Annotated in this window: 21 protein-coding genes; 15 read left to right on the top strand and 6 right to left on the bottom strand. The window is 70.2% G+C overall.

Translation table 11 applies throughout. The annotated features are described in order from the left end of the window. The 3 genes from FDO69_RS13805 to FDO69_RS13795 form a co-directional block, all read right to left on the bottom strand. A complete protein-coding gene (locus tag FDO69_RS13805) occupies window positions 1-2172 on the bottom strand; it encodes a TerD family protein (RefSeq protein WP_104780097.1) in 2172 nt (723 codons plus the stop codon). A 99-nt stretch (window positions 2173-2271) separates the two neighbouring features. After that, entirely contained in the window at window positions 2272-2574 is a 303-nt protein-coding gene (locus FDO69_RS13800; RefSeq protein WP_104780096.1) for a putative quinol monooxygenase, read from the bottom strand. 33 nt (window positions 2575-2607) lie between these two features. Continuing rightward, window positions 2608-3594, bottom strand: a complete 987-nt coding sequence (locus FDO69_RS13795) for a carbohydrate kinase family protein (protein WP_104780095.1) — start codon at window positions 3592-3594, stop codon at window positions 2608-2610. A gap of 250 nt (window positions 3595-3844) precedes the next feature. On the opposite strand from FDO69_RS13795, the gene FDO69_RS13790 reads away from it, so the two are divergent. The 8 genes from FDO69_RS13790 (at window position 3845) to infA (ending at window position 11883) form a co-directional block, all read left to right on the top strand. After that, window positions 3845-4861, top strand: a complete 1017-nt coding sequence (locus FDO69_RS13790; RefSeq protein ID WP_104780094.1) for a sugar ABC transporter substrate-binding protein — start codon at window positions 3845-3847, stop codon at window positions 4859-4861. Window positions 4862-5004: 143 nt separating this feature from the next. Further along, a complete protein-coding gene (locus FDO69_RS13785) occupies window positions 5005-6018 on the top strand; it encodes an ABC transporter permease (RefSeq protein ID WP_104780093.1) in 1014 nt (337 codons plus the stop codon). Further along, window positions 6015-6851, top strand: coding sequence for an ATP-binding cassette domain-containing protein (locus FDO69_RS13780; protein WP_104780092.1), 837 nt, complete (start codon window positions 6015-6017; stop codon window positions 6849-6851). Before FDO69_RS13785 ends, FDO69_RS13780 begins: the two co-directional genes overlap by 4 nt. Window positions 6852-6927: 76 nt before the next feature. Beyond that, entirely contained in the window at window positions 6928-7956 is a 1029-nt protein-coding gene (locus tag FDO69_RS13775; RefSeq protein WP_104780091.1) for a LacI family DNA-binding transcriptional regulator, read from the top strand. A gap of 127 nt (window positions 7957-8083) precedes the next feature. Then, the gene (locus FDO69_RS13770) at window positions 8084-9097 is read left to right on the top strand and encodes a LacI family DNA-binding transcriptional regulator (RefSeq protein WP_104780090.1); all 1014 of its coding nucleotides are present in this window, start codon (window positions 8084-8086) and stop codon (window positions 9095-9097) included. 183 nt (window positions 9098-9280) lie between these two features. Then, the gene (locus tag FDO69_RS13765; RefSeq protein WP_104780089.1) at window positions 9281-10615 is read left to right on the top strand and encodes a glycoside hydrolase family 68 protein; all 1335 of its coding nucleotides are present in this window, start codon (window positions 9281-9283) and stop codon (window positions 10613-10615) included. Window positions 10616-10867: 252 nt separating this feature from the next. After that, complete coding sequence (locus FDO69_RS13760) at window positions 10868-11662, top strand: GNAT family N-acetyltransferase (protein ID WP_104780088.1); 795 nt, start codon at window positions 10868-10870, stop codon at window positions 11660-11662. Next, the gene (infA, locus tag FDO69_RS13755; protein WP_104780087.1) at window positions 11659-11883 is read left to right on the top strand and encodes a translation initiation factor IF-1; all 225 of its coding nucleotides are present in this window, start codon (window positions 11659-11661) and stop codon (window positions 11881-11883) included. Before FDO69_RS13760 ends, infA begins: the two co-directional genes overlap by 4 nt. 181 nt (window positions 11884-12064) lie before the next feature. On the opposite strand, the gene FDO69_RS13750 is transcribed toward infA, so the two are convergent. Continuing rightward, a complete protein-coding gene (locus FDO69_RS13750; protein WP_104780086.1) occupies window positions 12065-13402 on the bottom strand; it encodes a GNAT family N-acetyltransferase in 1338 nt (445 codons plus the stop codon). Window positions 13403-13969: 567 nt separating this feature from the next. On the opposite strand from FDO69_RS13750, the gene FDO69_RS13745 reads away from it, so the two are divergent. From FDO69_RS13745 to FDO69_RS13735, 3 genes are all read left to right on the top strand, one after another. Further along, a complete protein-coding gene (locus FDO69_RS13745) occupies window positions 13970-14626 on the top strand; it encodes a DUF6461 domain-containing protein (RefSeq protein ID WP_104780085.1) in 657 nt (218 codons plus the stop codon). 214 nt (window positions 14627-14840) lie between these two features. Continuing rightward, on the top strand, window positions 14841-15221 hold the full coding sequence (locus FDO69_RS13740) for a VOC family protein (protein WP_104780084.1): 381 nt from the start codon (window positions 14841-14843) through the stop codon (window positions 15219-15221). A 50-nt stretch (window positions 15222-15271) separates the two neighbouring features. Then, window positions 15272-15532, top strand: a complete 261-nt coding sequence (locus FDO69_RS13735) for a DUF7683 domain-containing protein (protein ID WP_104780083.1) — start codon at window positions 15272-15274, stop codon at window positions 15530-15532. Window positions 15533-15598: 66 nt separating this feature from the next. Here the strand turns inward: FDO69_RS13735 and FDO69_RS13730 are convergent, their stop codons facing one another. Continuing rightward, entirely contained in the window at window positions 15599-16195 is a 597-nt protein-coding gene (locus tag FDO69_RS13730; RefSeq protein ID WP_104780082.1) for a hypothetical protein, read from the bottom strand. Between the two features lie 358 nt (window positions 16196-16553). Here FDO69_RS13730 and FDO69_RS13725 point away from each other — a divergent pair, with 358 nt between their 5' ends. Together FDO69_RS13725 and FDO69_RS13720 are read left to right on the top strand one after the other, a co-directional pair. Next, complete coding sequence (locus tag FDO69_RS13725) at window positions 16554-17231, top strand: glycoside hydrolase family 11 protein (protein WP_104780081.1); 678 nt, start codon at window positions 16554-16556, stop codon at window positions 17229-17231. Between the two features lie 11 nt (window positions 17232-17242). Next, the gene (locus FDO69_RS13720) at window positions 17243-17926 is read left to right on the top strand and encodes a polysaccharide deacetylase family protein (protein WP_420878505.1); all 684 of its coding nucleotides are present in this window, start codon (window positions 17243-17245) and stop codon (window positions 17924-17926) included. Window positions 17927-17991: 65 nt separating this feature from the next. Here FDO69_RS13720 and FDO69_RS13715 read toward each other — a convergent pair whose 3' ends face one another. Further along, window positions 17992-19221: an HNH endonuclease signature motif containing protein gene (locus FDO69_RS13715; protein WP_104780079.1), complete on the bottom strand. Its 1230-nt coding sequence runs from the start codon at window positions 19219-19221 to the stop codon at window positions 17992-17994. 189 nt (window positions 19222-19410) lie between these two features. On the opposite strand from FDO69_RS13715, the gene FDO69_RS13710 reads away from it, so the two are divergent. Beyond that, window positions 19411-19905: a hypothetical protein gene (locus FDO69_RS13710; protein WP_138430097.1), complete on the top strand. Its 495-nt coding sequence runs from the start codon at window positions 19411-19413 to the stop codon at window positions 19903-19905. Window positions 19906-20031: 126 nt separating this feature from the next. Then, window positions 20032-20841 (top strand): SAM-dependent methyltransferase, encoded by an 810-nt coding sequence (locus FDO69_RS13705; protein ID WP_104780077.1) that lies wholly within the window; start codon window positions 20032-20034, stop codon window positions 20839-20841. Window positions 20842-21010 lie beyond the last annotated feature (169 nt).

Raw genomic sequence — 21010 nt, 5'->3', positions numbered from 1 at the left:
TCAGGCCGGGATCAGGTCGCGCAGATTTTCGAGGGTGATGATCCGGGAGTCCGGGTGCAGCCCCTCGGGACGTTCGAGACCGATGTACGTCACGGGCTCCTCGGGGACCGGCCCGCCGTCCCACAGGTCCATGGCCGTGGTGTCGCGGGACATCAGGTCGATCAGGTACCTCGTCGTCAGCTGCTCGCGCTCCACGAGGGCACGCACCACCTTGGACACCGACAGCTGGTTCTCCTCGACCCGGTTCGCCTCCGAGATGCCCTTCAGATAGAGGTGCAGCCACTTCGCGCGCCACGTGCCGTCGTCCCCGCGCTGGAAGACCAGAGGCAGTGCCACACGGCCGACCCCACGCAGCTCCGACTTCATCCGCACCGTGCGCGGCTCGAACGGACGGCCCTTCTGCTCACCTTCGCGCAGCATGAACCCGAAGAACGACTCCTCGACGTCCTCGAAGCCTTCGCCCGCGTAGACGTTGACCTGCGGAACGATGTACGTGCTGCGCACCCGGTCCAGGGCCAGGTCGATGAACTCCGAGGCTCCGTCGGGCGCCTCGGTGACATCGCCCGAGTGCCTGCCCCCGACGGCCGTCAGGGCCGTGTAGGAGAGCCAGGAGTCGGTGCTGTAGTCGCTGTGCAGCAGCAGGGCCGACAGGTCGTAGTCGGTGCGGAACTCGGTCTGCTTCCAGTACACGAAGAAGCGCAGCAGTTCGCCGTCGACCTGCGAGACCGAACCCCGCGGGAGTACGCCGAACCCGGTCGCGGTCGCCCTGCCGCTGAGCGGGAGCGCCACGTCGAGGACCTCGGGGTCGAGCAACAGCCGGCCCGGCGCCGGGAGCCGGCGGCGTATCTCGGTGTCGAGGGCGGCTATCAGACGTTCGCGGTCGGCGGCCGGTACCGGAGGCCGGCCGTCGGGGGCCACCCAGGCGCGGCCGCGGCGGTTGACGAAGATGCGGGGTTCGTCGGTCTCCCGTTCCCGGTTGTGGAAGTGCTCACGGACCGAGAGCACGACCCGGCCGGAGACCTCGGGAGCGACCTCCACCGCGGCGGCCACCACCGCGTCCCGCTCCTCCTGGCCGGCGGCGATGCGCAGCAGGAGGTCCAGGGCGCGGAACAGTTTGCCGGGAGCGGACTTCAACAGTTTCACCGCACCGGTGACGTCGAACTCGTCGAGCAGCTTCTCGACGCGGCCGTCGAAGGACCGCGCCTCCTTCTCGCCCCGCGCCACGGCGAACACGTCGGCGGCGTGCGGCCAGCGCGGGTACTCGTGTGGATGGAGTCGCTCACCGAGGCGCTTGAAGGGCTCCCGGTGCGCGTGCACGTCGGCGAGCTTCGCCGGGTTCGCCGCGACCACCGCGTCGAGGCCCGCGAGGAGCCCCCGGCGGACCGGTCTGGGCAGCGTCCGGAACCGGGTCGGCTCCTGGAGCGTCACGTCGCCGCCCGACAGGGCGCAGGCCAGACGCAGCACATCGGTGACGGTGTCCAGCAGGAGGTCGGCGCCGACGCCGAGGCGGGCCTCGTTGACGACCGCCCGGTTCTCCCGGACGGGGATCGCCTCCGGCTGGGGGCCGAGGGCGCAGCGCTCGGCGAGGGTCCCGAGGTCGCGCAGATGGTCCTCGCCCAGGGGCGTCGTGCTGCCCGCCAAGGCCAGGTAGAGGTCCGTGAGTTCGTCGTCCAGGTCCCGCCCGAGGTGAAGGACTGTCACCCGGTCACCCGCCGAGGCGATCAGCTCGTCCTGTGCCGCGAGCATCTCCTCGTAGGTGTGCTGGTAGCGGCCGTAGGTGGGGAGGCTGAGCAGGTTCACGACCCCGTGCGCCAGCTGCGTCAGCACGTTCTCGCGCGACGTGTCGTCAGCGAGCGCCTTCGTCACGCACCGCATCCAGAACTCTTCGGTGTCCGGCACGTTCGCCGGGAAGTCGATGAAGTACGCGTTGTGCCGGACGTGGTCGCCCACCATCTCGCTGACGGTGGCCAGCGTTCGCCGGGCGGTGTGCACGACCGCGGCCTCGGACAGCCCTGACAGCCGCTCCAGCAGTTCGGCGGAGAGCTTGAAGCCCACGGAGGTCAGCGCCGCGTCGAGCTGCCGGGCGGCGGTGGCGCCTTCCCCCGCGGATCCCTTGGGAGAGGGCAGGCGATGGGTGTGCCGGATGACCAGGGATTCGAAACTGTGCGCCATTCGGGGATGATCGCAGAGGTGCGCGAAGCGACGCACAGGAGTTTTTCGCACGACGCCGTGACCCGAGGCCTCCGGCGAGCGTGCGTCGGCCGATGTCCGTCAGGGACGCGTGGCCAGCGGATCGAGGAAGGTCAGTACGGACGCGTCCTCCTCGATCAGCGGAGTGAGGACGGCGTTGAAGGGGGCTCCGTACGGGGCCTTCAGGTGTGCCTGGAAGGCGTCCTCGTCGCGGTAGACCTCGAAGATCCAGTAGGCGCGGGGGGCGGCCGCTTTCGTGTAGACGTCGAAGGCCAGGTTGCCTTCCTCCTCGCGCACCTTCAGGGCGTACTCCTGGATCAGGCGGGCGACCTCGTCCTCCGCTCCCTCCCGGGCGGTGAATTCGGCGAGCAGGGTTTTCGTCATGGTCTTCCGTCCTTGTCCGTGGGGTCGGTGGGTTCAGTGGGTGGAGTCGAGGTGGCGGGCCGTGGGGGCGTCCGGCGTGAGCTGCGTCAACTGGTCCTGCCAGGGCGGGTTCGGGCCGGCGACCGAGCAGGTCAGGGCGGCGACCCGCACGGCGAACAGGCAGGCCGCCTCGACGTCGGCGAGGGTCAGCTCCGTCAGTCTGCCGCCGAGGAGGCCGTGGGTGCCGAGGTGGTGCAGCAGGCCCGCCGTGAAGGAGTCACCCGCACCGACCGTGTCGACGACCGGCGTGGCCACCGCCGGCACCCGCACCCGCTCGCCGTCGAGTGAGGCCAGGGCTCCGTCGGCGCCGCGCGTGATCACCACGAGCCGTGTGCCCGCCGCGTGCCAGGTGTCGCATGCCTGCTCGGGCGGTGTTCCGGGCAGGAGGAGATCCAGGTCGTCCTCGCTCAGCCGCAGCACGTCCGCGAGGCCGCACCAGTGCGCCAGCCGGGCGCGGTAGACGTCGGGGTGCACCAGGAGCGGGCGGACGTTGGGGTCGATGCTGATCGTGGCCCGGGGGGCGGCCGTCGCCAGGAAGTCCTCCACCACCGCCGCTCCCGGTTCCCTGACCAGGGCCAGCGAACCGGTGTGCACACAGGCGGTGTCGGCCAGGTCCACCCCGGCCAGTTCCGCGGTCGTCCACTGCCAGTCGGCGGTTGCCTGGGCGTGGAAGGAGAACGCCGCCTGGCCCTGGGCGTCCAGTTCGGCGACGGCGAGCGTGCTGGGCTCGACGGCCTCCACGGCGTGTGAGAGGTCCACGCCGGATGCCGCGAGGTGGGCCCGGAAGAGGCGGCCGAACACATCGCCGGACAGCCGCGCGAGGAAGCGGGCCGGGGTGCCCAGGCGTGCCAGGGCCACCGCCGTGTTGGCCGGCCCGCCGCCCGGCAGGACGCGCAGGGCGAGCTCGTTCCGGGCGGGTGCGGGCTCGGTGAACGCGTCGGCGACGCATTCACCGAGGACGGTGATCTGGGGCGGGCTCATGGGCTGCTCTTCTCTGGGGCGCGCGGAGCGGAAACGGGCATGACCCGGGCATGCTGGCGAGCGGCTTCGGGGCGGGCGGCCGCCGAGGGGCGTTGCCGATTTGTGACGAGTGCAAGGCATTGACGTTGCCGGTGAGCGGAGTCCATCATCCTCGCCAAGCAGTGTCAACGATGACATCGGTCATCGTTGACATCGCGGGACGGCAGGCCTCCCTGCCGTCCACCCGCCCGACATCCCGCTGGAGTCGTTCATGTCACGCACCTCTCGTCTGCCCTCCTCCCTGCTCAGAGCTGCCGCGTGCACGGGCATCGCGGCCCTCACCCTGACCGCCTGTGGATCCGGATCGGGATCGGGCAGCACGAGCACCGGCTCGGGCGAGGTCAAGGTCGGCCTGATCACCAAGACGGACACCAACCCGTTCTTCGTCAAGATGAAGGAGGGTGCGGAGAAGTCCGCGAAGGCCGAAGGCGTCAAGCTCATGACCGCGGCCGGCAAGTTCGACGGAGACAACGCCGGGCAGGTCACCGCGATCGAGAACATGGTCGCCGCCGGTGTGAAGGGCATCCTGATCACCCCGAGCGACTCCAAGGCGATCGTGCCCGCGATCGAGAAGGCCAAGGCCAAGGGCGTCCTGGTCATCGCCCTGGACACCCCGACCGAGCCGCAGAGCGCGGTCGACGCCCTCTTCGCCACCGACAACCTCAAGGCCGGTGAACTGATCGGCGAGTACGCCAAGGCCGCGATGAAGGGCAAGACCGCGAAGATAGCCGCCCTCGACCTCGCGCCGGGTGTGTCCGTCGGCGTCCAGCGGCACAACGGTTTCCTCAAGGGCTTCGGCGCCACCGACAAGGACGTCGCCTGCGCTCAGGACACCGGCGGCGACCAGTCCAAGGGCCAGACGGCGATGGAGAACTGCCTCCAGAAGGAACCCGGCATCAACGTCGTCTACACGATCAACGAGCCCGCCGCGCTGGGCGCGTACACCGCGCTGAAGGCCAAGGGCCGGGAGAAGGACGTCCTGATCGTCTCCGTCGACGGCGGCTGCACCGGCACCAAGGCCGTCAAGGACGGCAAGATCGCCGCGACCTCGCAGCAGTACCCGCTGAAGATGGCCGCCGAGGGCGTCAAGGCCGTCGTGACGTACGCCAAGGACGGCAAGAAGGCGTCGGGTTACACCGACACCGGGGTCACCCTGATCACCGACAAGGCACAGGACGGGGTCGCTTCCAAGGACACCGCCTACGGCCTGGACAACTGCTGGGGCTGAGCCGCCGGCTCCCCGCTGCCACCGTTCGACACCCCTCGCCGGGGCGGCCGGCCCCTCCTCCCCGACCGGGGCGGCCGCCTCCTCGTCCTCCTGCCGCCCGACAAGGACGGACAAGGACTTCTGTCTTCCGACAAGGACTTCGCATGACTGCCACGTCCACGCCACCCTCCACGTCCACGCCGTACGCGGAGCTCAAAGCGCCGACCACGGCCCGCAGACTGCTCACCCAGCCGACCACCGGCCCGCTGATCGCGCTCCTCCTGGCCTGTGTCTTCTTCTCCGTCTCGAGCGACCAGTTCCTCACCGGCGGGAACTTCTCGCTGATCGTCCAGCAGGTCATGGTCGTCGGCACGCTGGCCATCGGCCAGACGCTCATCATCCTCACCGCGGGCATCGACCTGTCCTGCGGAGCGGTGATGGCGTTCGGCAGCATCGTGATCGCCAAGATGGCCGCCGAGGGCTCCCTGCCACCGCTCGCCGCGATCGCGCTGGGCCTGGTCGTCTGCGGCGGCTTCGGCATGCTCAACGGGGCACTGGTGCAGAAGATCCCGCTGCCGCCGTTCATCGTCACCCTCGGCATGCTCAACGTGGCGTTCGCGCTGACGCACATCTACTCCGAGGAGCAGACGGTCAGCAACCTGCCCGGCCCGCTGACGGCCCTCGGGCAGACCTTCCCGCTGGGCAAGACCGACATCACCTACGGCTCGCTGGTCACCATCGCCCTGTTCCTCCTCCTCGCCTACGCGCTGAGCAGCACCGGCTGGGGCCGGCACGTCTACGCGCTGGGCAACAGCCCGGAAGCGGCGCGGCTGAACGGCATCCGCACCTCCCGGCTGACCATCGGCGTCTACACCGTGGCCGGTCTCCTCTACGGCGTCGCCGCCCTGCTGCTCATCTCCCGCACCGGAGTGGGCGATCCGCAGGCCGGGCAGACCGACAACCTCGACAGCATCACCGCCGTGGTGCTCGGCGGCACCAGCCTCTTCGGCGGACGCGGCTCGGTCCTGGGCACGTTCATCGGCGTCCTCATCGTCGGCGTCTTCCGCAACGGGCTCCAGCTGATGGGCGTCGCCTCCATCTACCAGACCCTGATCACCGGGGTGCTGGTGATCCTCGCGGTGACCGTCGACCAGATCTCCCGGAGGAAGGCCCGATGACCACGACCACCACCGAGACCCCCGTGCTGCAGGCTCGCGGTCTCGTCAAGCGCTACGGCCAGGTCACCGCCATCGACGGCGCCGACTTCGACCTGCTGCCCGGCGAGGTCCTCGCCGTCATCGGCGACAACGGCGCCGGCAAGACCAGCCTCATCAAGGCCCTCACCGGCGCGGTGGTGCCGGACGAGGGCGAGATACGCCTGAACGGCGAGCCGATCCAGTTCTCCGGCCCGCAGAGCGCACGCGCCCACGGCATCGAAACGGTGTACCAGGACCTCGCCGTCGCGGCGTCCATGGACATCGCCTCGAACATGTTCCTCGGCCGCGAGCTGCGCCGCCCGGGCATCCTGGGCAGCGCCTTCCGCATGCTCGACAAGAAGCGCATGCGCCAGGAGGCCGCCGAGCACATGGCGGATCTGAAGATCGGCCTGCGCTCGCTGACCCAGGCCGTCGAGACCCTCTCCGGCGGACAGCGCCAGGCCGTCGCGGTGGCCCGCGCGGTCGCCTGGGCCCGCAGCGTCGTCGTCATGGACGAGCCCACCGCCGCCCTCGGCGTCAAGGAGTCCGGCCAGGTCCTCGACCTGATCCGCCGGGTCCGCGACAAGGGCATGCCGGTCGTCCTGATCAGCCACAACATGCCGCACGTCTTCGAGATCGCCGACCGGATCCACGTCCACCGGCTGGGCCGGCGCGCTGCCGTGATCAAGCCGTCCGACTACTCCATGGCGGAGGTCGTGGCCATCATGACGGGCGCCCTCACCGTCGACGAGGCCGGAGATACTGTCGTAGCGGATTCCGAGGCCGCGAAGGCCGCCGGAGTACAGGCCACCTGACAGCGCAACCCGCTCTCGCATGTTCCGGCCGAGGCCGCGGCCCGGAACCGGGAGCATCCAGGAGACGGTTTACTCCATGGCAGCGAGCCGCAGACCCACCTTGGCCGATGTCGCCCGGGAAGTGGGTGTCAGCGCCAAGACGGTCTCCCGAGTCCTCAACGAGGACGGGCCCGTCTCGGCCCGGACGCGGGAACACGTACTCGCCGCGGTCGCCAAGCTGGGCTTCCAGCCCAACCTCATGGCCCGCAACATCCGCGTCGGCGGTCCGGACACGACCATAGGGCTGGTCGTTCCCGACCTGGCCAACCCCTTCTTCGGAGCCGTGGCCCGCGGTATCGAGGACACGGTCCGGGACCGCGGACTGACGCTGCTCATGGGGTCGTCCGCGGACGACCCCGAGCGCGAGCGCGCCCTGACGGCTCAGTTCCTCGCACGGCGCGTCAGCATCCTGATCGTCGTGCCGTCCGTCGGCGCCGACCACTCCGACCTCAAGTCGCACCGTACGGCGGGACTGCCCGTCGTCTTCCTCGACCGGCCGGGGGTCGGCCTGTCCACGGACAGCGTCGTCAGCTCCAACCGTGCGGGGGCCCAGGAGGGCGTCGCCCACCTGATCGCCCACGGGCACCGCCGCATCGGGTTCGTCGGCGACCTGCCGGTCAAGCTGTACACCCGCCGCGAGCGCCTCGCCGGATACCGGGCGGCCCTGCAGGAGGCCGACCTCCCCCACGACCGCTCGCTGGTCGCCAGCGCGCACGATCAGCAGGGGGCGGAGGCCGTGACGGCTCAACTCCTCGAACTGCCCGATCCCCCCACGGCCCTGTTCGCCGGGAACAACATCATGGCGTTCGGCATCGTCGCCGAACTCGCCCGCAGCAAGCGCAAACACGTCGCCGTCGTGGCCTTCGACGACGTGTCCCTCGCCGAAGCTTTGGAGCCGGCCCTCACGGTCGTCGCCCAGGACCCCGAGGAAATCGGCCGCAGCGCCGCGACCACCGCTCTGTCCCGCCTCGACGGCGACCGCTCCCGGGCCCGCACGATCACCGTGCCGACCCGGCTGGTCGTCCGAGGGTCGGGGGAACAACACGTCCGAGGCGGCGGTCGCTGACGGGCCGAAGCGCCTCTTGCGAGCGGTGCAGACCCGGGCGGAAGAGCAGTTGAGGGGCCGGCCGGCACCGGACCACCGGAAATGTGTGCAGGGCAGCTAATTCTGCGAGTTCGGGTACTGTACGGCCGTGGGAGAACGGGCGACCATCGGCGATGTCGCGGCCCGGGCCGGGGTGGGCGTCGGCACGGTTTCGCGCGTCCTGAACGACAGCCGGAACGTCAGCGAGGACACCCGCGAGCGGGTGCTGCGGGTGATCCGGGACCTGGACTACCGGCCCAACCGGCGCGCTCGCGCGCTGTCCACGGGACGCACCCAGAGCATCGCCGTCATCGCGCCCTTCGCCACCGAACCGTCCGTCGTCGAGCGGCTGCGCGGCATCTCGCACGTGCTGCACGGCAGCGACCATGACCTCACTCTGCTCGACGTGGCCTCGCCGGACCAGCGTGATCAGCAGTACCGGGCGGTGACGGCCGGGGACCGCTTCGACGGGCTGCTGGCGATCTCGCTCGCGCCCACCGACGACGAAGCGGAGCAGCTGACACGGGCCGGTCTGCCCACGGTGCTGCTGGACTGTGAGCACCCGGACCTTCCACGCGTGGTGATCGACGACGTGCGCGGCGGCATGCTGGCGACGCGTCATCTGCTGCAACTCGGCCATCGTCGGATCGCGTTCATGGGCGATGTCGCCGACGATCGTTTCCGTTTCAGCGCGAGCGCCCGTCGGCGCGAGGGCTGCGAGCTGGCGCTCAAGGCGTACGGCCTCACGCTGGAGGAGCCGTACGTCCGCGTCGGACCGCACGGCCGCGCGGTGGCGCACCGCCTCACCGACGAGTTGCTGGCCCGTCCGGAGCCCCCGAGCGCGATCGTCACCGCATCCGACACCCGGGCGCTCGGGGTGATCGAAGCGGCGAGCTCGGCGGGCGTGCGAGTCCCCCGGGAACTGTCCGTGGTCGGCTTCGACGACCTCGACGTGGCGGCCTACGTCGGGCTGACCACAGTACGCCAGCCCCTGCGCACCAGCGGCGGGATCGCCGCGCGTCTGCTGCTGGAACGCATCGGCCGGCCCCTCGGCGAGCCCGTCGAGCAGATGCTGGAACTGGAGCTCGTGCGCCGGCACACGACGGCCGCCGCTGGAGCCTGACCCACGCTGCGCCGACCACGTTGGATCGGCTTCCATTAACTTCCATGGCGCGACCTCGACCGCCCCTCGTACGTAAATTTTCACCTCACGAGTTCACTGCGTTTTACGCCAACTGAGGTACCGTCAGCGATGGAACCGGCTCCACAGCTTCCATTCGTTCCCTCTTCCCCCCAAGGGTGACGTATGTACAGAGCAAGACGAGCGGTGCTCCGGCTGGCGACGGGTCTGGCAGCCTTCGCGACGCTGAGCGGCATCATCACTCCCGCTTCCGCCTCCCCCCACGACGCGTCCCGGACGGGCGCACGGCAGTACACCGCCGACGACGACCACACAGCCGTCTGGTCCCGCGCGGACGCCCTGAAACTCAAGCAGGACAGGACCAACACCGCCCCTCGCGTGTCACCCGACTTCCCGGTGATGACCGACAAGGTGTGGGTGTGGGACACCTGGCCGCTCACCAAGCTCAGCACGCAGACCGCCACCTACAAGGGCTGGCACGTCATCTTCTCGCTGACGGCTCCCCGCTCGGTGCCTTTCGGCGACCGCCACTGGTACGCGAAGATCGGCTACTTCTACTCGCGTGACGCCAAGAGCTGGAAGTACGGCGGCGACCTGTTCCCGGCCGGCACCTCGTTCGGCTCACGTGAGTGGGCCGGCTCGACGGCGCTCATCGGCGACAAGGTGCAGTCCTTCTACACCGCCTCCGGGCGCGACAACGGCGGGGTCGACCCCAGCGACGCGCTGCAGCGCCTGGCGCAGGCGACCGGAAAGATCCACGCGGACAAGAACCGCGTGTGGTTCTCCGGCTTCCGGGACCACCGCATCATCGCCGAGGCCGACGGCAAGATGTACCAGACCCTCGAACAGTCGCAACAAGGCCCGATCATCTACGCCTTCCGCGACCCGTACGTCTTCCGCGACCCCCGGGACCGCAAGGTCCACCTGCTGTTCGAGGGCAACACGGGCGGCACCGCGGGCTCGTACCAGTGCACCGAGCGCGACCTGGGTGAACTCCCGGCCGGCCACGAGGTGCCGGCGGACTCGAAGTACTACACGGGCAACATCGGGCTGGCCACGGCCGACGGCGACAGCATGGAGAACTGGAAGCTCCAGCCCCCGCTGCTCTCGGCCAACTGCGTGAACCAGCAGACCGAACGGCCGCACCTGATCATCCGCGGCGGAAAGTACTACCTGTTCACGATCAGCCACAAGTTCACGTTCGCGCCGGGGCTGAGCGGCTGGGACGGCCTCTACGGGTTCGTGGGCCCGGGGCTGCGCAGCGACTACCGGCCGCTCAACGGCAGCGCGCTGGTCCTGGGCAACCCCGAGGACGCCCCGACACAGCAGTACTCGCACTACGTGATGCCCAACGGGCTGGTGGAGAGCTTCATCGACACGGTCCCGACCGCCGACGGCGGGACCCGCTTCGGTGGCACCCTCGCCCGCACGCTCGTGCTGTCCCTGAAGGACGACAGGACGAGGCTGGCCGGTCAGTTGGACTACGGCTTCATTCCGTAGACCGCCCTGAGCGGGTCGGGGGCGGCTGGTTCGATCAGCCGCCCCCGTCCGCCGTGGTGGGCGGAAAAACACTTTGAGCGCGGCGGTGGCCCGCTGCTACGGTCCCGGTCGGACCGTGAAAGCGACGTAGGAGGTGAGCCCCGTGAACGCAGTTACCCGTGGGTGCTCCCTCGATCCGTCACGGTCCGGCGGCTGACGTTCGGTGTCGCCAGGAGCGCCTGAGACCGAGGCACTCCTGGAAGGGAGACTCCGATGGACACAAAGCCTTTCGCATCCGGCCTGAGCGAGAACGCGGTGACGATCACGCGCGTCGCGTACAGGCAATGGCACGCGCTGGACGACGACCTGGTGGTCGGCCGCGGCCATGCGCACCACCGCCCCGACGGCCGCTTGTTCGTCAGCATCGACGCCTGGCATGACATCGCCTTCGACCGGCTCGCCGAGGTGATGGTGGCAAAACTGCCGGCGCCGCTGTACACGGTGGTCGACGAAGCGGACGTCGAGCTGACGGCCGGCTGGCGACGCGCCGGTTTCACGGTCCGGCGCCGCGAGTGGGAGTACGCCGTATCGACCGACCCGAGGGCCACAGGGCTCGAAGGGGTCCTGCCGCCTTCGGGCGTGACGATCGTGCCCGCCGGTCAGGCGGACGAGGGTCTGCTGCGCGAGGTGGACCGTGCGATCCGGCACGAGGTCGAGGCGACGGTCGGGTGGTGGCAGTCGATGCCCGCGGAGGTGCTGCCCCACACCGAGGGCGACACCGTCGTCGACCCGACGAAGTACGCGGTGGCCGCGGCGCCCGGCCGCTACCTGGGGCTGATCCGGGTGGTGACGGCGATCCGGCCGCGCATCGGCCTGGTCGCGGTCCGGGCAGGCGAGCAGCGCCGCGGCATCGGGCGAGCCCTGCTGGCCCATGCGCTGCTGACGGCGCACCGCTCCGGGTTCACCACGGCCTGGACCGAGGTCCACGAGTCCAACCACGCGGCCACGGCGCTGTTCGAGAGCGTCGGCGCCCGGCCGATGAGCAGCAACCTGGAGCTGGTCCGATGACGAAGAACAAGAACGTCATCGAGGTCGAGGGCAGGGTCGTCGAATGCCTGCGCAGCGCCATGTTCACCGTGGAGCTGGAGAACGGCCACCAGGTGCTCGCGCACATCAGCGGGAAGATCCGCAAGAACTACATCAAGATCTTGCCGGAGGACCGGGTACTGGTGGAACTCCCGCCGTACGACCTGACGCGCGGGCGGATCGTGTTCCGGTTCCGGAACTAGCGGCGGGCGGCGATTTCCGCCGTTGCCGTAGCCGTAGCCGCTGCCGCAGTCATGGCGGTGGCCGTAGCCGTAGCGCCAGCGGCAGCGGCAGCGGCAGCAGCTGATCTCGGGGTCCCGGTCGCGGTGTTCATGTGACCGGGGCCCCGGCCGTGTCCGGCTGTGCCGGTCTGCGAGGCGTGGGTCAGAACCAGTGCAGGCAGTGCGGGGAGCGCTCGGCCCGAAAGAGTGTGTCGGCGAGGGCGGCCGCGTCCGGGTGGTGGGCCAGGATGTGTCCGGCGCGCACGAGCGTGCTCGGGGCGGTGCCGCCGAGGTAGACCGAGCCAAGGTCGCGGATGTCGAGGGAGAGGTCGGGCTTGCGGTCCGTCGGGGCGCAGTCGGCCTTGCCGTTCCGGACGGTCAGCAGGTAGCGGTCGCGTTCGCCGAGGAACGGGTCGTGGACGTCGAGGACGAGCTCGCCGTCCGTGAACCAGCCGCGCGCGGTCAGCGCACGCGGGACGTCCAGCAGCCGCACCCAGAGCCAGTCCATGTCGCCGCTCACCTGGCCGGCGCGGAAGTCCGCGAGCTGCCGCCGCAGCGGGTGTTCGGGCTGGAGGTGCTTGAACACGACCTGGGACACCAGGTCGTGTGCGAGGGCGAACCGGGCCAGGGCCGTGAAGACCGCGTCGTCGGTGGCGATGGTCTCGTCGACCGTCAGGGTGCCGGACTCGATCGAGTAGCTGGCGTACCCGTCCGGGAGTCCGTCTGCGTCCCGGTGAACAGCGATGTAGCGCGGCTCCCGCGAGATCGGGGGCTGCCCCGCCCGCAGGGCCCACCAGCGGTGCGGCCGGGAGAGCGCGCCGGGTTGGGCGCGGCGATACCGGTCGTAGACCTCCTCCAGAATCCCGCCGCACTCGGACCGGCGCAGCACCTCGACCGAGCCGTTGTCCGGTCCGTCGACCGGGCCGCTGCCCGGGCCGTCGTCCGAGCCGCTGCCCGGGTCGTGGCGGGAGGCGTCGCCCGAGCCGTGGCCCGGGCCATTGCCCGAGCCGTCGCCCGAACCGGGCGTCGGCCCGTCGGCCAGTTCGCGTGCCCGGGGCGTCGCGAGGGCTGCCTCGTGACGCGGCACCTTCAGCTGCGCCGTGTAGGTCGCCGGTCCGTAGCCGAACCTGCCGTAGATCGAGGCTTCGGAGGCCAGCAGCACGGACAGGAGCTCCCCGCGGGCCCGCAGCTCGGCGAGCTGATACCGCATCATCGCGGTGAGCACGCCCTGGCGCCGGTGCGAAGGCAGGACGCCGACGGCGGTCACCCCGGGGGCCGGGACGAGGGTCTCGCCGGGCAGGGTGAGCTCGAAGGAGTGCGTGGCGGCGGTGCCGACGGGTCGGCCGTCCGCCGTCAGGGCGAGTAGGCAGCGGTCCGTTTCGAGCGCCGACCACCAAAGCCCGCCGCCCTCGACCGGGGTCTGCGGGAAGTGCCCGAACGCGGCATGAACGGTGTCGACGAAGACGTCGAGATCCTTGTCGGTCGTGGGACGGATCTCCATCGTTGCCGCGGCCTCCTCGGGATACGTCCACCACGACCACTCGTGGTGTCCGGTAGCCACAGTGCAGCGTTGCCCCCTGGCCTGGGCAAGCGAATTACCGGTAGGACCGGCCCGGTTGAGTGGTGCCGGCGGCTCGTGGAGGCGGCACTGGGAGCGGTGCTCGGCATCGGGGCGACACCTGCGGTGGCGACGGACCGTCAGGGACAACAGGCTGCTGGACCGTCGAGCCATGTACGCGGACTGCCTGGTGACTCTTCGCAGGCGCACTCACTGCGTCGGATACGCGAGGAACTCGCCTGATTCCATGTGACCTTTCCCTGGAGCTCGTAACAGGATCCTGTTGAGGTGCCCTGGCCGGGCGTGACAGGTGGGCTGGTGCAACCGCTCGCGGCCCCTTCCGCATCTGCTTCACCGGGCAGAATTCCGCTGAGTGCCCTGCCCGGTCCCGATCCCACCGCATGAACCAGGCATCATGATCCGGGCTCCCCGGCGTGCTTGGCCCACTGCGGGAAGCACGGAGAGCTCTACTCCGGCAGCCAATGCCCGGGTGAAGGACGGAGGCAGATCATGCAAGCAGACGGGGATTCGCTGGACTGGGCGAGGGCTTGGCTATGCGCGACCTTCACCCGCGCTCTCGGCCCCGAGGAGGTGTTCGCCCGGTACGGGGCCGACCCGAACCAGGCACGTCTGCTCGACTGGGACACGGCCTCGGACTTGGTCTCGGGCGAATCAGGTGACGGGACGGTCTCGCTGCTGCGGGCCGGCAGGATCGGTGAATGGGCCTTCTGCGTCGAGGAGGACGGTGGCATCGGCTTCGGGGAAGAATTGCTCGCGGAGTTGTCTCGGGGAACTGAGACGTACAGCGTGGCGACTACCGAAGGAATCGACGTCTTCCAGTACTGGCGCGACGGAGAGTGTGTCGAGTACTTCGAGCCCGGGATGCAGCACAGCCGGTCCGAACCGTTCGGCCCCTGGTGGGATCGGGTGGAGGAGGCGCTCGCCGCACACGGAGGCGAGGGCGCCGGGATGGCTCCAGTGGTGGCCCTCGTACTCGAGCACCTCGGCATCACCCTGGACGACGCAGCGCTCGCCGGGCCCTGGCCCAGCCTGACGCTCGCCGAGGACGACGCGCCAGCGGCATCGCTGGGCGATACCTACGCGGGCGAGGGACCGGTTCCGCCCGGGACCGTCCTGTATTTCGGCCCGCCGAACGGACTGTCCTGAAGGGCATGTCGCCCTCGCCGTCCTACGTCGGCTGTGCGGTATGTCATAAGATTTGCCCAGAATTTCTACACGTGGGCAATGGGCACCTACCGAAAAGCATTCGCAGCGGCTCGTCCCGCCCGGTACGGTCACGAGCGCGTTCCCGCTGCGGGCTGCTCGATGGCTCCGCGCGTGATGCCCCCGGCTGTTCCGACACTGAGAGTGGGTTTCGTCCATGGCATGTCGTATCAGTGAGCTCGTGCTCGGCTGCCGCGACCCCGAGGTGCTGGCACGATTCTGGTGCGAGGTCCTGGACTTCGTCGTACTCGACCGCGAGGAGGACGGCACTCTCGAGATCGGCCCGCGCGAAGGGTTCGGCGGCCCGCAGCCGACGATCATCCTCAGCCGCAGGGACGAGCCGGAGCCCGGGAAGTCCCGGCTGCACATCGACGTCAACGCCACCGACCGCGATCAGGACGCCGAGCTCGAACGCCTCCTGAAGCTCGGGGCGCGCCCGGCCGACATCGGCCAGACCGGCGAGGAGCAGTGGCACGTTCTCATGGACCCCGAGGGCAATGAGTTCTGCCTCCTCAAGGCCCGCCTCAACCCGCTGTGACGACACCGGACCCCGGGCAGCGGCCTGGCACAGCACCTGAGGACCAAGAAGTGCTGCCGGAAGCGCCCGACGCCATCTGGGTTCTGGAGGGGTTCAGCAAGGCGGACGACACCTTGCGTACGGAGCACCCCATCAGCCGTGAACAGCTCCTGCTGTTGCGAGAGGTGATCAAGCCGGATGCCGACGATCCCTGGATGATCTACTGCTACCGCGTGCCCGTCGAGGTGTGGCCGGAGGTGGACGCGATCCTCCAGTGCGGTCCGCCCAATCCCGAGCTGGACTACCTGACGGGGGCCTACGCGGCTGAGTGAGCCGAGCCGGAGGCGCGCGCATCCCGGTCGCCTGACCGTGCCGGGCCAACCCGGCGTGGGCGGCACCTACCCCCGCAGCGCCAGGTGGTACGACGAGGCCCACAGCACCAGCGCGCTGCCCAGGCCCACCACGACCCGCACGGTCTCGCTCGCGAGACCGGCCGCGACGAGGACGAACCCGGTGACCGCGACGGCCGTCAGCAGTGACGCCGTCCACCGGTACTGCCACTGGTCGTACAGACGGGCGAGCGGGAAGAAGTGCAGGCCCACGACGAGGGCGATGCCCGCGGGGACGACCTCGGGCCGGCCTGCGGCGTTGGACGCGGCGATGACGGCGAAGACGGCCACCAGCTCGACGGTGTTGACGATGCCGACGCCGCGCGCCCAGTGGGCGGGCAGGTTCACCGTCCGGGGCGAGGGCGTGGCGCCCTTGCGATACCCCAGGTGGATCGCCGCCGCGGTGAGCAGCAGCGCCGCCACTTCGATGCAGAGCGGCACGACGTCCGTCGCCGAGCCGGTCCCGGAGGCCGCCGCCGCGGCCCACAGCAGGGCGAACACGGAGAGCACCAGCACGCCTCGGCGGCGCAGAACGCGGGTGAGGGCGAGGCACTCGGCGTCCTTCTCGGACGGAGTGGCGGGTGTGGCGGCGGACGTTGATGTCACTCGCGGAGAGTACATCGGCCGGCCTGCGACATTCTCGCGAAATGCGATGAGGCCGGATTTCGCCGGTCCGGCGGGTGACATGACCGGGGTTTGATCCGGAAGCACTCCGAAACATTCGAGTAGAGGAACCCTGAATTCCGCACGCCCCGATGACTTCACATCGCACGGAATTCACCTCTCCGCACCGCCAACTCCCGTATGAGCAGCGAAAATACGCGACGGCCCACCCTCACACCATCCCGAACATTTCGCAGACACAGCCGAAACTATTGACAGTTGAGAGGGCCCGGCCAACACTCCCCGATTGACAGAGCTCCCCCGTCGACCCACCCCACTCGGACGAGGAGGAAGCACCCCCATGAAGAAGTCACCGAGCCGCTTCCGGCTGCTCATCAGCAGCACCTGCACCATGCTGCTGGTCGCGGCCGCGGCGCTCACCATGCCGGGCACCGCGCACGCCGACACCGTCGTCACCACGAACCAGACGGGCACCAACAACGGCTACCACTACTCGTTCTGGACGGACGCACCCGGCACGGTCTCCATGACCCTGTCCTCCGGCGGCAGTTACAGCACCTCATGGCGCAACACCGGGAACTTCGTCGCGGGCAAGGGCTGGAGCACCGGGGCCCGCCGGACCGTGACGTACTCGGGCACGTTCAACCCGTCCGGCAACGCCTACCTGACCCTGTACGGCTGGACGGCGAACCCGCTCGTCGAGTACTACATCGTCGACAACTGGGGCACCTACCGGCCCACCGGCACCTACAAGGGCACCGTCACCAGCGACGGCGGTACGTACGACATCTACAAGACGACGCGGTACAACGCCCCGTCCGTCGAGGGTGTACGCACCTTCGACCAGTACTGGAGCGTGCGGCAGTCGAAGCGGACGGGCGGCACCATCACGGCCGGCAACCACTTCGACGCGTGGGCCCGGGCCGGGATGCCCCTGGGCAACTTCAAGTACTACATGATCATGGCGACCGAGGGTTACCGGAGCAGCGGCAACTCCAGCATCAGGGTGGGGTCGTGAGGAGGAGGCCTGTGCCGACCGTTCTCGCGACGGTGGCGGCCGCGGCCCTTGCCGTCACGACCGCCACGACCATCACGACCGCCGCGGCCTCGACCGCCGCACCGTCGCCGGCCGCCGCCTGCACCGGCTACGTCGGGCTCACCTTCGACGACGGCCCCTCCGGCAACACGACGAAGCTGCTCGACGCGCTCCGCCGAAGCGGGCTGCGGGCCACGATGTTCAACGCGGGCCAGTCCGCGGCGGCCAACCCGTCCCTGGTCCGGGCGCAGGTGGCCGCGGGCATGTGGGTCGCCAACCACAGCTACACACACCCGCACCTGACCCAGCTGAGCCAGGCGCAGATCGACTCCGAGATCTCCCGTACCCAGCAGGCCATCGCGGGCGCGGGGGGCGGCACGCCGAAGTTGTTCCGCCCGCCGTACGGCGAGACCAACGCGACGGTGAGGTCGGTCGCGGCCCGGTACGGCCTGACGGAGGTCCTCTGGCAGGCCGACTCACAGGACTGGAACGGCGCGAGCACCGAGGCGATCGTCCAGTCCGCCGCCCGGCTCACCAACGGCCAGATCATCCTGATGCACGACGGGCCCGCCAACACCCTCGCGGCCATCCCCCGCATCGCCCAGAACCTGGCGTCCCGGGGCCTGTGCGCGGGAACGATCTCCCCACAGACGGGCCGCGCGGTGGCCCCGACGTGAGCGCAGGGCGCGACGGAACCCGACGCCTTCTCGCCACAGAGCGGTCCAGAGGGGGCTAGAGGGGGCTAGAGGGGCTGCCCGGCGGCAGCCCCTCCACCACCGCTCGCCGCATGCCGCTCCGACGCCACCCTGAGCAGGATCTCGCGCAGCGCCTCCCGCGTGCTTCCTCGGGTCTTGACGGCATGGCAGTTGGGGCAGAGGGCCACCATCTGGCTCGGGTGGTCGCGGCCGCCCCGGGTGAGGTCGACGACGTGGTCGACTTCCAGGATCGGGTGGTCGTCGTCGGTCACATCGGCCGGCTGGCCCGTGCATTCGGGGTTCTCGCAGCGGCCCCCGCTGCGGCTCAGAACCAGATAGCGGGCGGTGCGGGAGCGGACCGGGCGGTGGGTGGTGCCGGTGCGGCGGCGGCCGTGGGTCTGTGCTTCGCGTTCCTCGACGAACGTGCAGCCGCGTTCGTACTCGGCAGCGGTGAGGAGCCATCGCTCCGGTGCGCGGACGGCCCCGGTGCGCGGTTCGGCCGGGTCGAGGCCGTCCAGGCCCACTTCGGTGAGGAGCGGGGCTGCGTCGAGGTCCTCGAAGAAGGTGCCCACGAGCTGGTCGAGGACGGCCAGGCGCGTCACGGTGGAGTGTTGGAACAGGTCGTACACGGGCTCGGCGAGGCCGCCGAGGGGTTGATTCGTGGCGAACCAGCGCTTCACCCGCGCGTCCCCGTGGGCGGTGGTCACCGGGTCGGTGTACTCGCGCAACTCCCATATGCCATCCCGGTGGAGGGACGCGATCGGGTAGTCCGGGCGGGGCCGTTCGCCCCTCAGCCCGTGCCTGCGCAGCAGCAGCTTGAGGGCTGCCTCGGTCTCGGTCCAGGGAAGGAGCCGGGGCTCGCCCCGCAGTGCTCGCCCCATGGCCCACAGCAGCGCGATCGGCTTGTACAGGGCCAGGTGGCTCGCCGAGCGGTTCACCTGCAGGTGGGTGATGCGGTGGATCAGCTCGTCGTGGGCCGTCCCACCCGTCCCCGGTTCGTCGACGACGTCGTAGCCGAGCCGCTCGAGCCGGCGGGCGGCGTGATCCGCGCCGCCGGAGAAGCCCGGTGTGTCGGGGGTCAGGGGGAGTTCGCCCGGCAGGAAGCCGTGTGCCGCGCCTACGATCGCCTTGGAGTCGTACTCCCTGCCCTCGTGCACCAGCACGTAGCGACGTGCACGCCGGAACCCGTACGTCTTCAGGAAGGCGTCACGCCCGAGCCGGTCACACTCCTCGATCGCCTTCTCGATCTCGACGCGAGATATGTCCGAGAGTGCCATGGCGGAACCCTACGCGAGGGGGCTGACAGCGGGGGGCCTCGCCGAAGGCGTTGTCAGTGGCCGCGCAGCGGCAGCGCCGAACTCGCCGTTCCCCCGGACGCACTGGAATGCGGATGCGTGCGCTGGTGTGCGTCGTACTTGAGTACGCGGGCTCATGACGGGCCCGCGCTGGCCCCGGATCCTGGATGCATGACGAATCGGGGAATCGTGGCGGCCGGGGCCGCGCTTGTCGGTGGCGTGCCTGTGGCCGCTTGGGGGCTGATGGGGCAGCAGAACTACGACGGGCTGCCGGCCAGTGAGCTCGACTACGCGTTCCAGCCGTGGGACATCGGGGACGGCGTGGCCGCGGTCGCCGGTGGGCTCGCGCTGGTGCTGGCGGTGGCCGGTGCGGCGGTGCTCGTGCGGGCCTCGCTGCGCGGGGCGATGGATCAGCGGTGGTGGGGCGTGGTCGGGCCGTTGGTGGCGCTCGGGCTCATGGCCGGTGTGGGGTGGCGGATCCTGACCGCGGGTGGCATCGGAGCGAACATCGGCGCCGGGCTTCTGATCATTTTCGGTACGCCGGTCGCCGCCGGGCTGCTGCTGTGGTCCCTGGCATGGTCGTTCTGGCTGGTCACCCAGCGCCACGGGCACGAGGGCGGGCTCGGTGGCGGAGACATGGGCGGTTTCGCCTCCCGCGGGGTGTAGCCGCGGGGGCGTGGCCGAAACACCACGGCGGTCCGGTGCGGGGAAGGGCAACAGCCCTGCCCCGCATGGAAGTTCCCCTAGGTTGGTGGGCCGGACCCCCTTCCCCACCCCCCAGGAGGCCCCGCCGTGTCCGACGACAGCCTGCGTGACCGCATCGACACCTCCAAGCCGCACTCGGCGCGCTTCTGGAACTACTTCGTCGGTGGCAAGGACAACTACGAGGTCGACCGCGAGATCGGCGACCAGATCAAGTCGATCTTCCCGGGGCTCGTCGACGTGGCGGTCACGAGCCGCCGGTTCCTGGGGCGGGCCGTCACGCATCTGGCCGGTGAGCAGGGCGTACGGCAGTTCCTGGACGTCGGTACGGGGTTGCCCACCGCCGACAACACGCATGAGGTCGCGCAGCGCGTGGCGCCGGACGCCCGGATCGTCTACGTCGACAACGACCCGATCGTGCTGGCCCATGCCAACGCGCTGCTCACCAGCACCCCCGAGGGCAGGACCGCGTATCTGGACGCCGACCTGTACGACCCGGAGGCCGTCCTGAAGGCCGCCGCCGGCACGCTGGATCTCTCGCGGCCGGTCGGGCTGATGATCCTCAACACGCTCGGTCATGTCGCCGACTACGAGCGGGCGCGTGAGCTGGTGCGGCAGCTGATGGCCGGGTTGCCGGCCGGGAGCCACCTGGTGATCAGCGACAGCACCGCGACCAGTGAGGGCATGATCGCCGCGTCGGAGGCGTACAACGCGAGTGGGGCGGTGCCGTACTACGTCCGGCCGGTCGCCGAGATCGCCGGGTTCTTCGACGGGCTGGAGCTGGTGGAGCCGGGGGTGGTGAGGGTTCCCGAGTGGCGGCCGGAGGGTTCCGGGGAGGCCGGTGCGGGGTCCGGGGCCGCCGCCGTGGATGCGTACTGCGGGGTCGGGCGCAAGCCCTAGGGAGCCGCCGTCGTCGTGTGCCGCGCCGTGGGGGCCGGTCGCGCAGTTCCCCGCGCCCCTGGGTGGGGCCGGTCCCGTGCGTCGAGCGGCCCTGGACGGTCGATCCAGCCGCTCGGGCCCGTCGCGCAGTTCCCCGCGCCACCGGGGTGGGACCGGTCCTCGTCCGTCA

The organism is Streptomyces tibetensis (genome assembly GCF_007655005.1).
Lineage (GTDB): Bacteria > Actinomycetota > Actinomycetes > Streptomycetales > Streptomycetaceae > Streptomyces > Streptomyces tibetensis.
The sequence above is the reverse complement of the archived record's forward strand: the minus strand, read 5'-3'. Positions and strand labels throughout refer to the sequence as shown.

What these genes read in the sequence shown, in the direction of transcription:
- FDO69_RS13795 (WP_104780095.1), bottom strand. Translation starts at nt 3,594, where the DNA reads ATGAGCCCGCCCCAGATCACCGTCCTCGGTGAATGCGTCGCCGACGCG.
- FDO69_RS13715 (WP_104780079.1), bottom strand. Translation starts at nt 19,221, where the DNA reads ATGGCACTCTCGGACATATCTCGCGTCGAGATCGAGAAGGCGATCGAG.
- FDO69_RS13740 (WP_104780084.1), top strand. Translation starts at nt 14,841, where the DNA reads ATGGCATGTCGTATCAGTGAGCTCGTGCTCGGCTGCCGCGACCCCGAG.
- FDO69_RS13785 (WP_104780093.1), top strand. Translation starts at nt 5,005, where the DNA reads ATGACTGCCACGTCCACGCCACCCTCCACGTCCACGCCGTACGCGGAG.
- FDO69_RS13790 (WP_104780094.1), top strand. Translation starts at nt 3,845, where the DNA reads ATGTCACGCACCTCTCGTCTGCCCTCCTCCCTGCTCAGAGCTGCCGCG.
- infA (WP_104780087.1), top strand. Translation starts at nt 11,659, where the DNA reads ATGACGAAGAACAAGAACGTCATCGAGGTCGAGGGCAGGGTCGTCGAA.
- FDO69_RS13710 (WP_138430097.1), top strand. Translation starts at nt 19,411, where the DNA reads ATGACGAATCGGGGAATCGTGGCGGCCGGGGCCGCGCTTGTCGGTGGC.
- FDO69_RS13725 (WP_104780081.1), top strand. Translation starts at nt 16,554, where the DNA reads ATGAAGAAGTCACCGAGCCGCTTCCGGCTGCTCATCAGCAGCACCTGC.
- FDO69_RS13775 (WP_104780091.1), top strand. Translation starts at nt 6,928, where the DNA reads ATGGCAGCGAGCCGCAGACCCACCTTGGCCGATGTCGCCCGGGAAGTG.
- FDO69_RS13800 (WP_104780096.1), bottom strand. Translation starts at nt 2,574, where the DNA reads ATGACGAAAACCCTGCTCGCCGAATTCACCGCCCGGGAGGGAGCGGAG.
- FDO69_RS13745 (WP_104780085.1), top strand. Translation starts at nt 13,970, where the DNA reads ATGCAAGCAGACGGGGATTCGCTGGACTGGGCGAGGGCTTGGCTATGC.
- FDO69_RS13765 (WP_104780089.1), top strand. Translation starts at nt 9,281, where the DNA reads ATGTACAGAGCAAGACGAGCGGTGCTCCGGCTGGCGACGGGTCTGGCA.
- FDO69_RS13780 (WP_104780092.1), top strand. Translation starts at nt 6,015, where the DNA reads ATGACCACGACCACCACCGAGACCCCCGTGCTGCAGGCTCGCGGTCTC.
- FDO69_RS13760 (WP_104780088.1), top strand. Translation starts at nt 10,868, where the DNA reads ATGGACACAAAGCCTTTCGCATCCGGCCTGAGCGAGAACGCGGTGACG.
- FDO69_RS13805 (WP_104780097.1), bottom strand. Translation starts at nt 2,172, where the DNA reads ATGGCGCACAGTTTCGAATCCCTGGTCATCCGGCACACCCATCGCCTG.
- FDO69_RS13750 (WP_104780086.1), bottom strand. Translation starts at nt 13,402, where the DNA reads ATGGAGATCCGTCCCACGACCGACAAGGATCTCGACGTCTTCGTCGAC.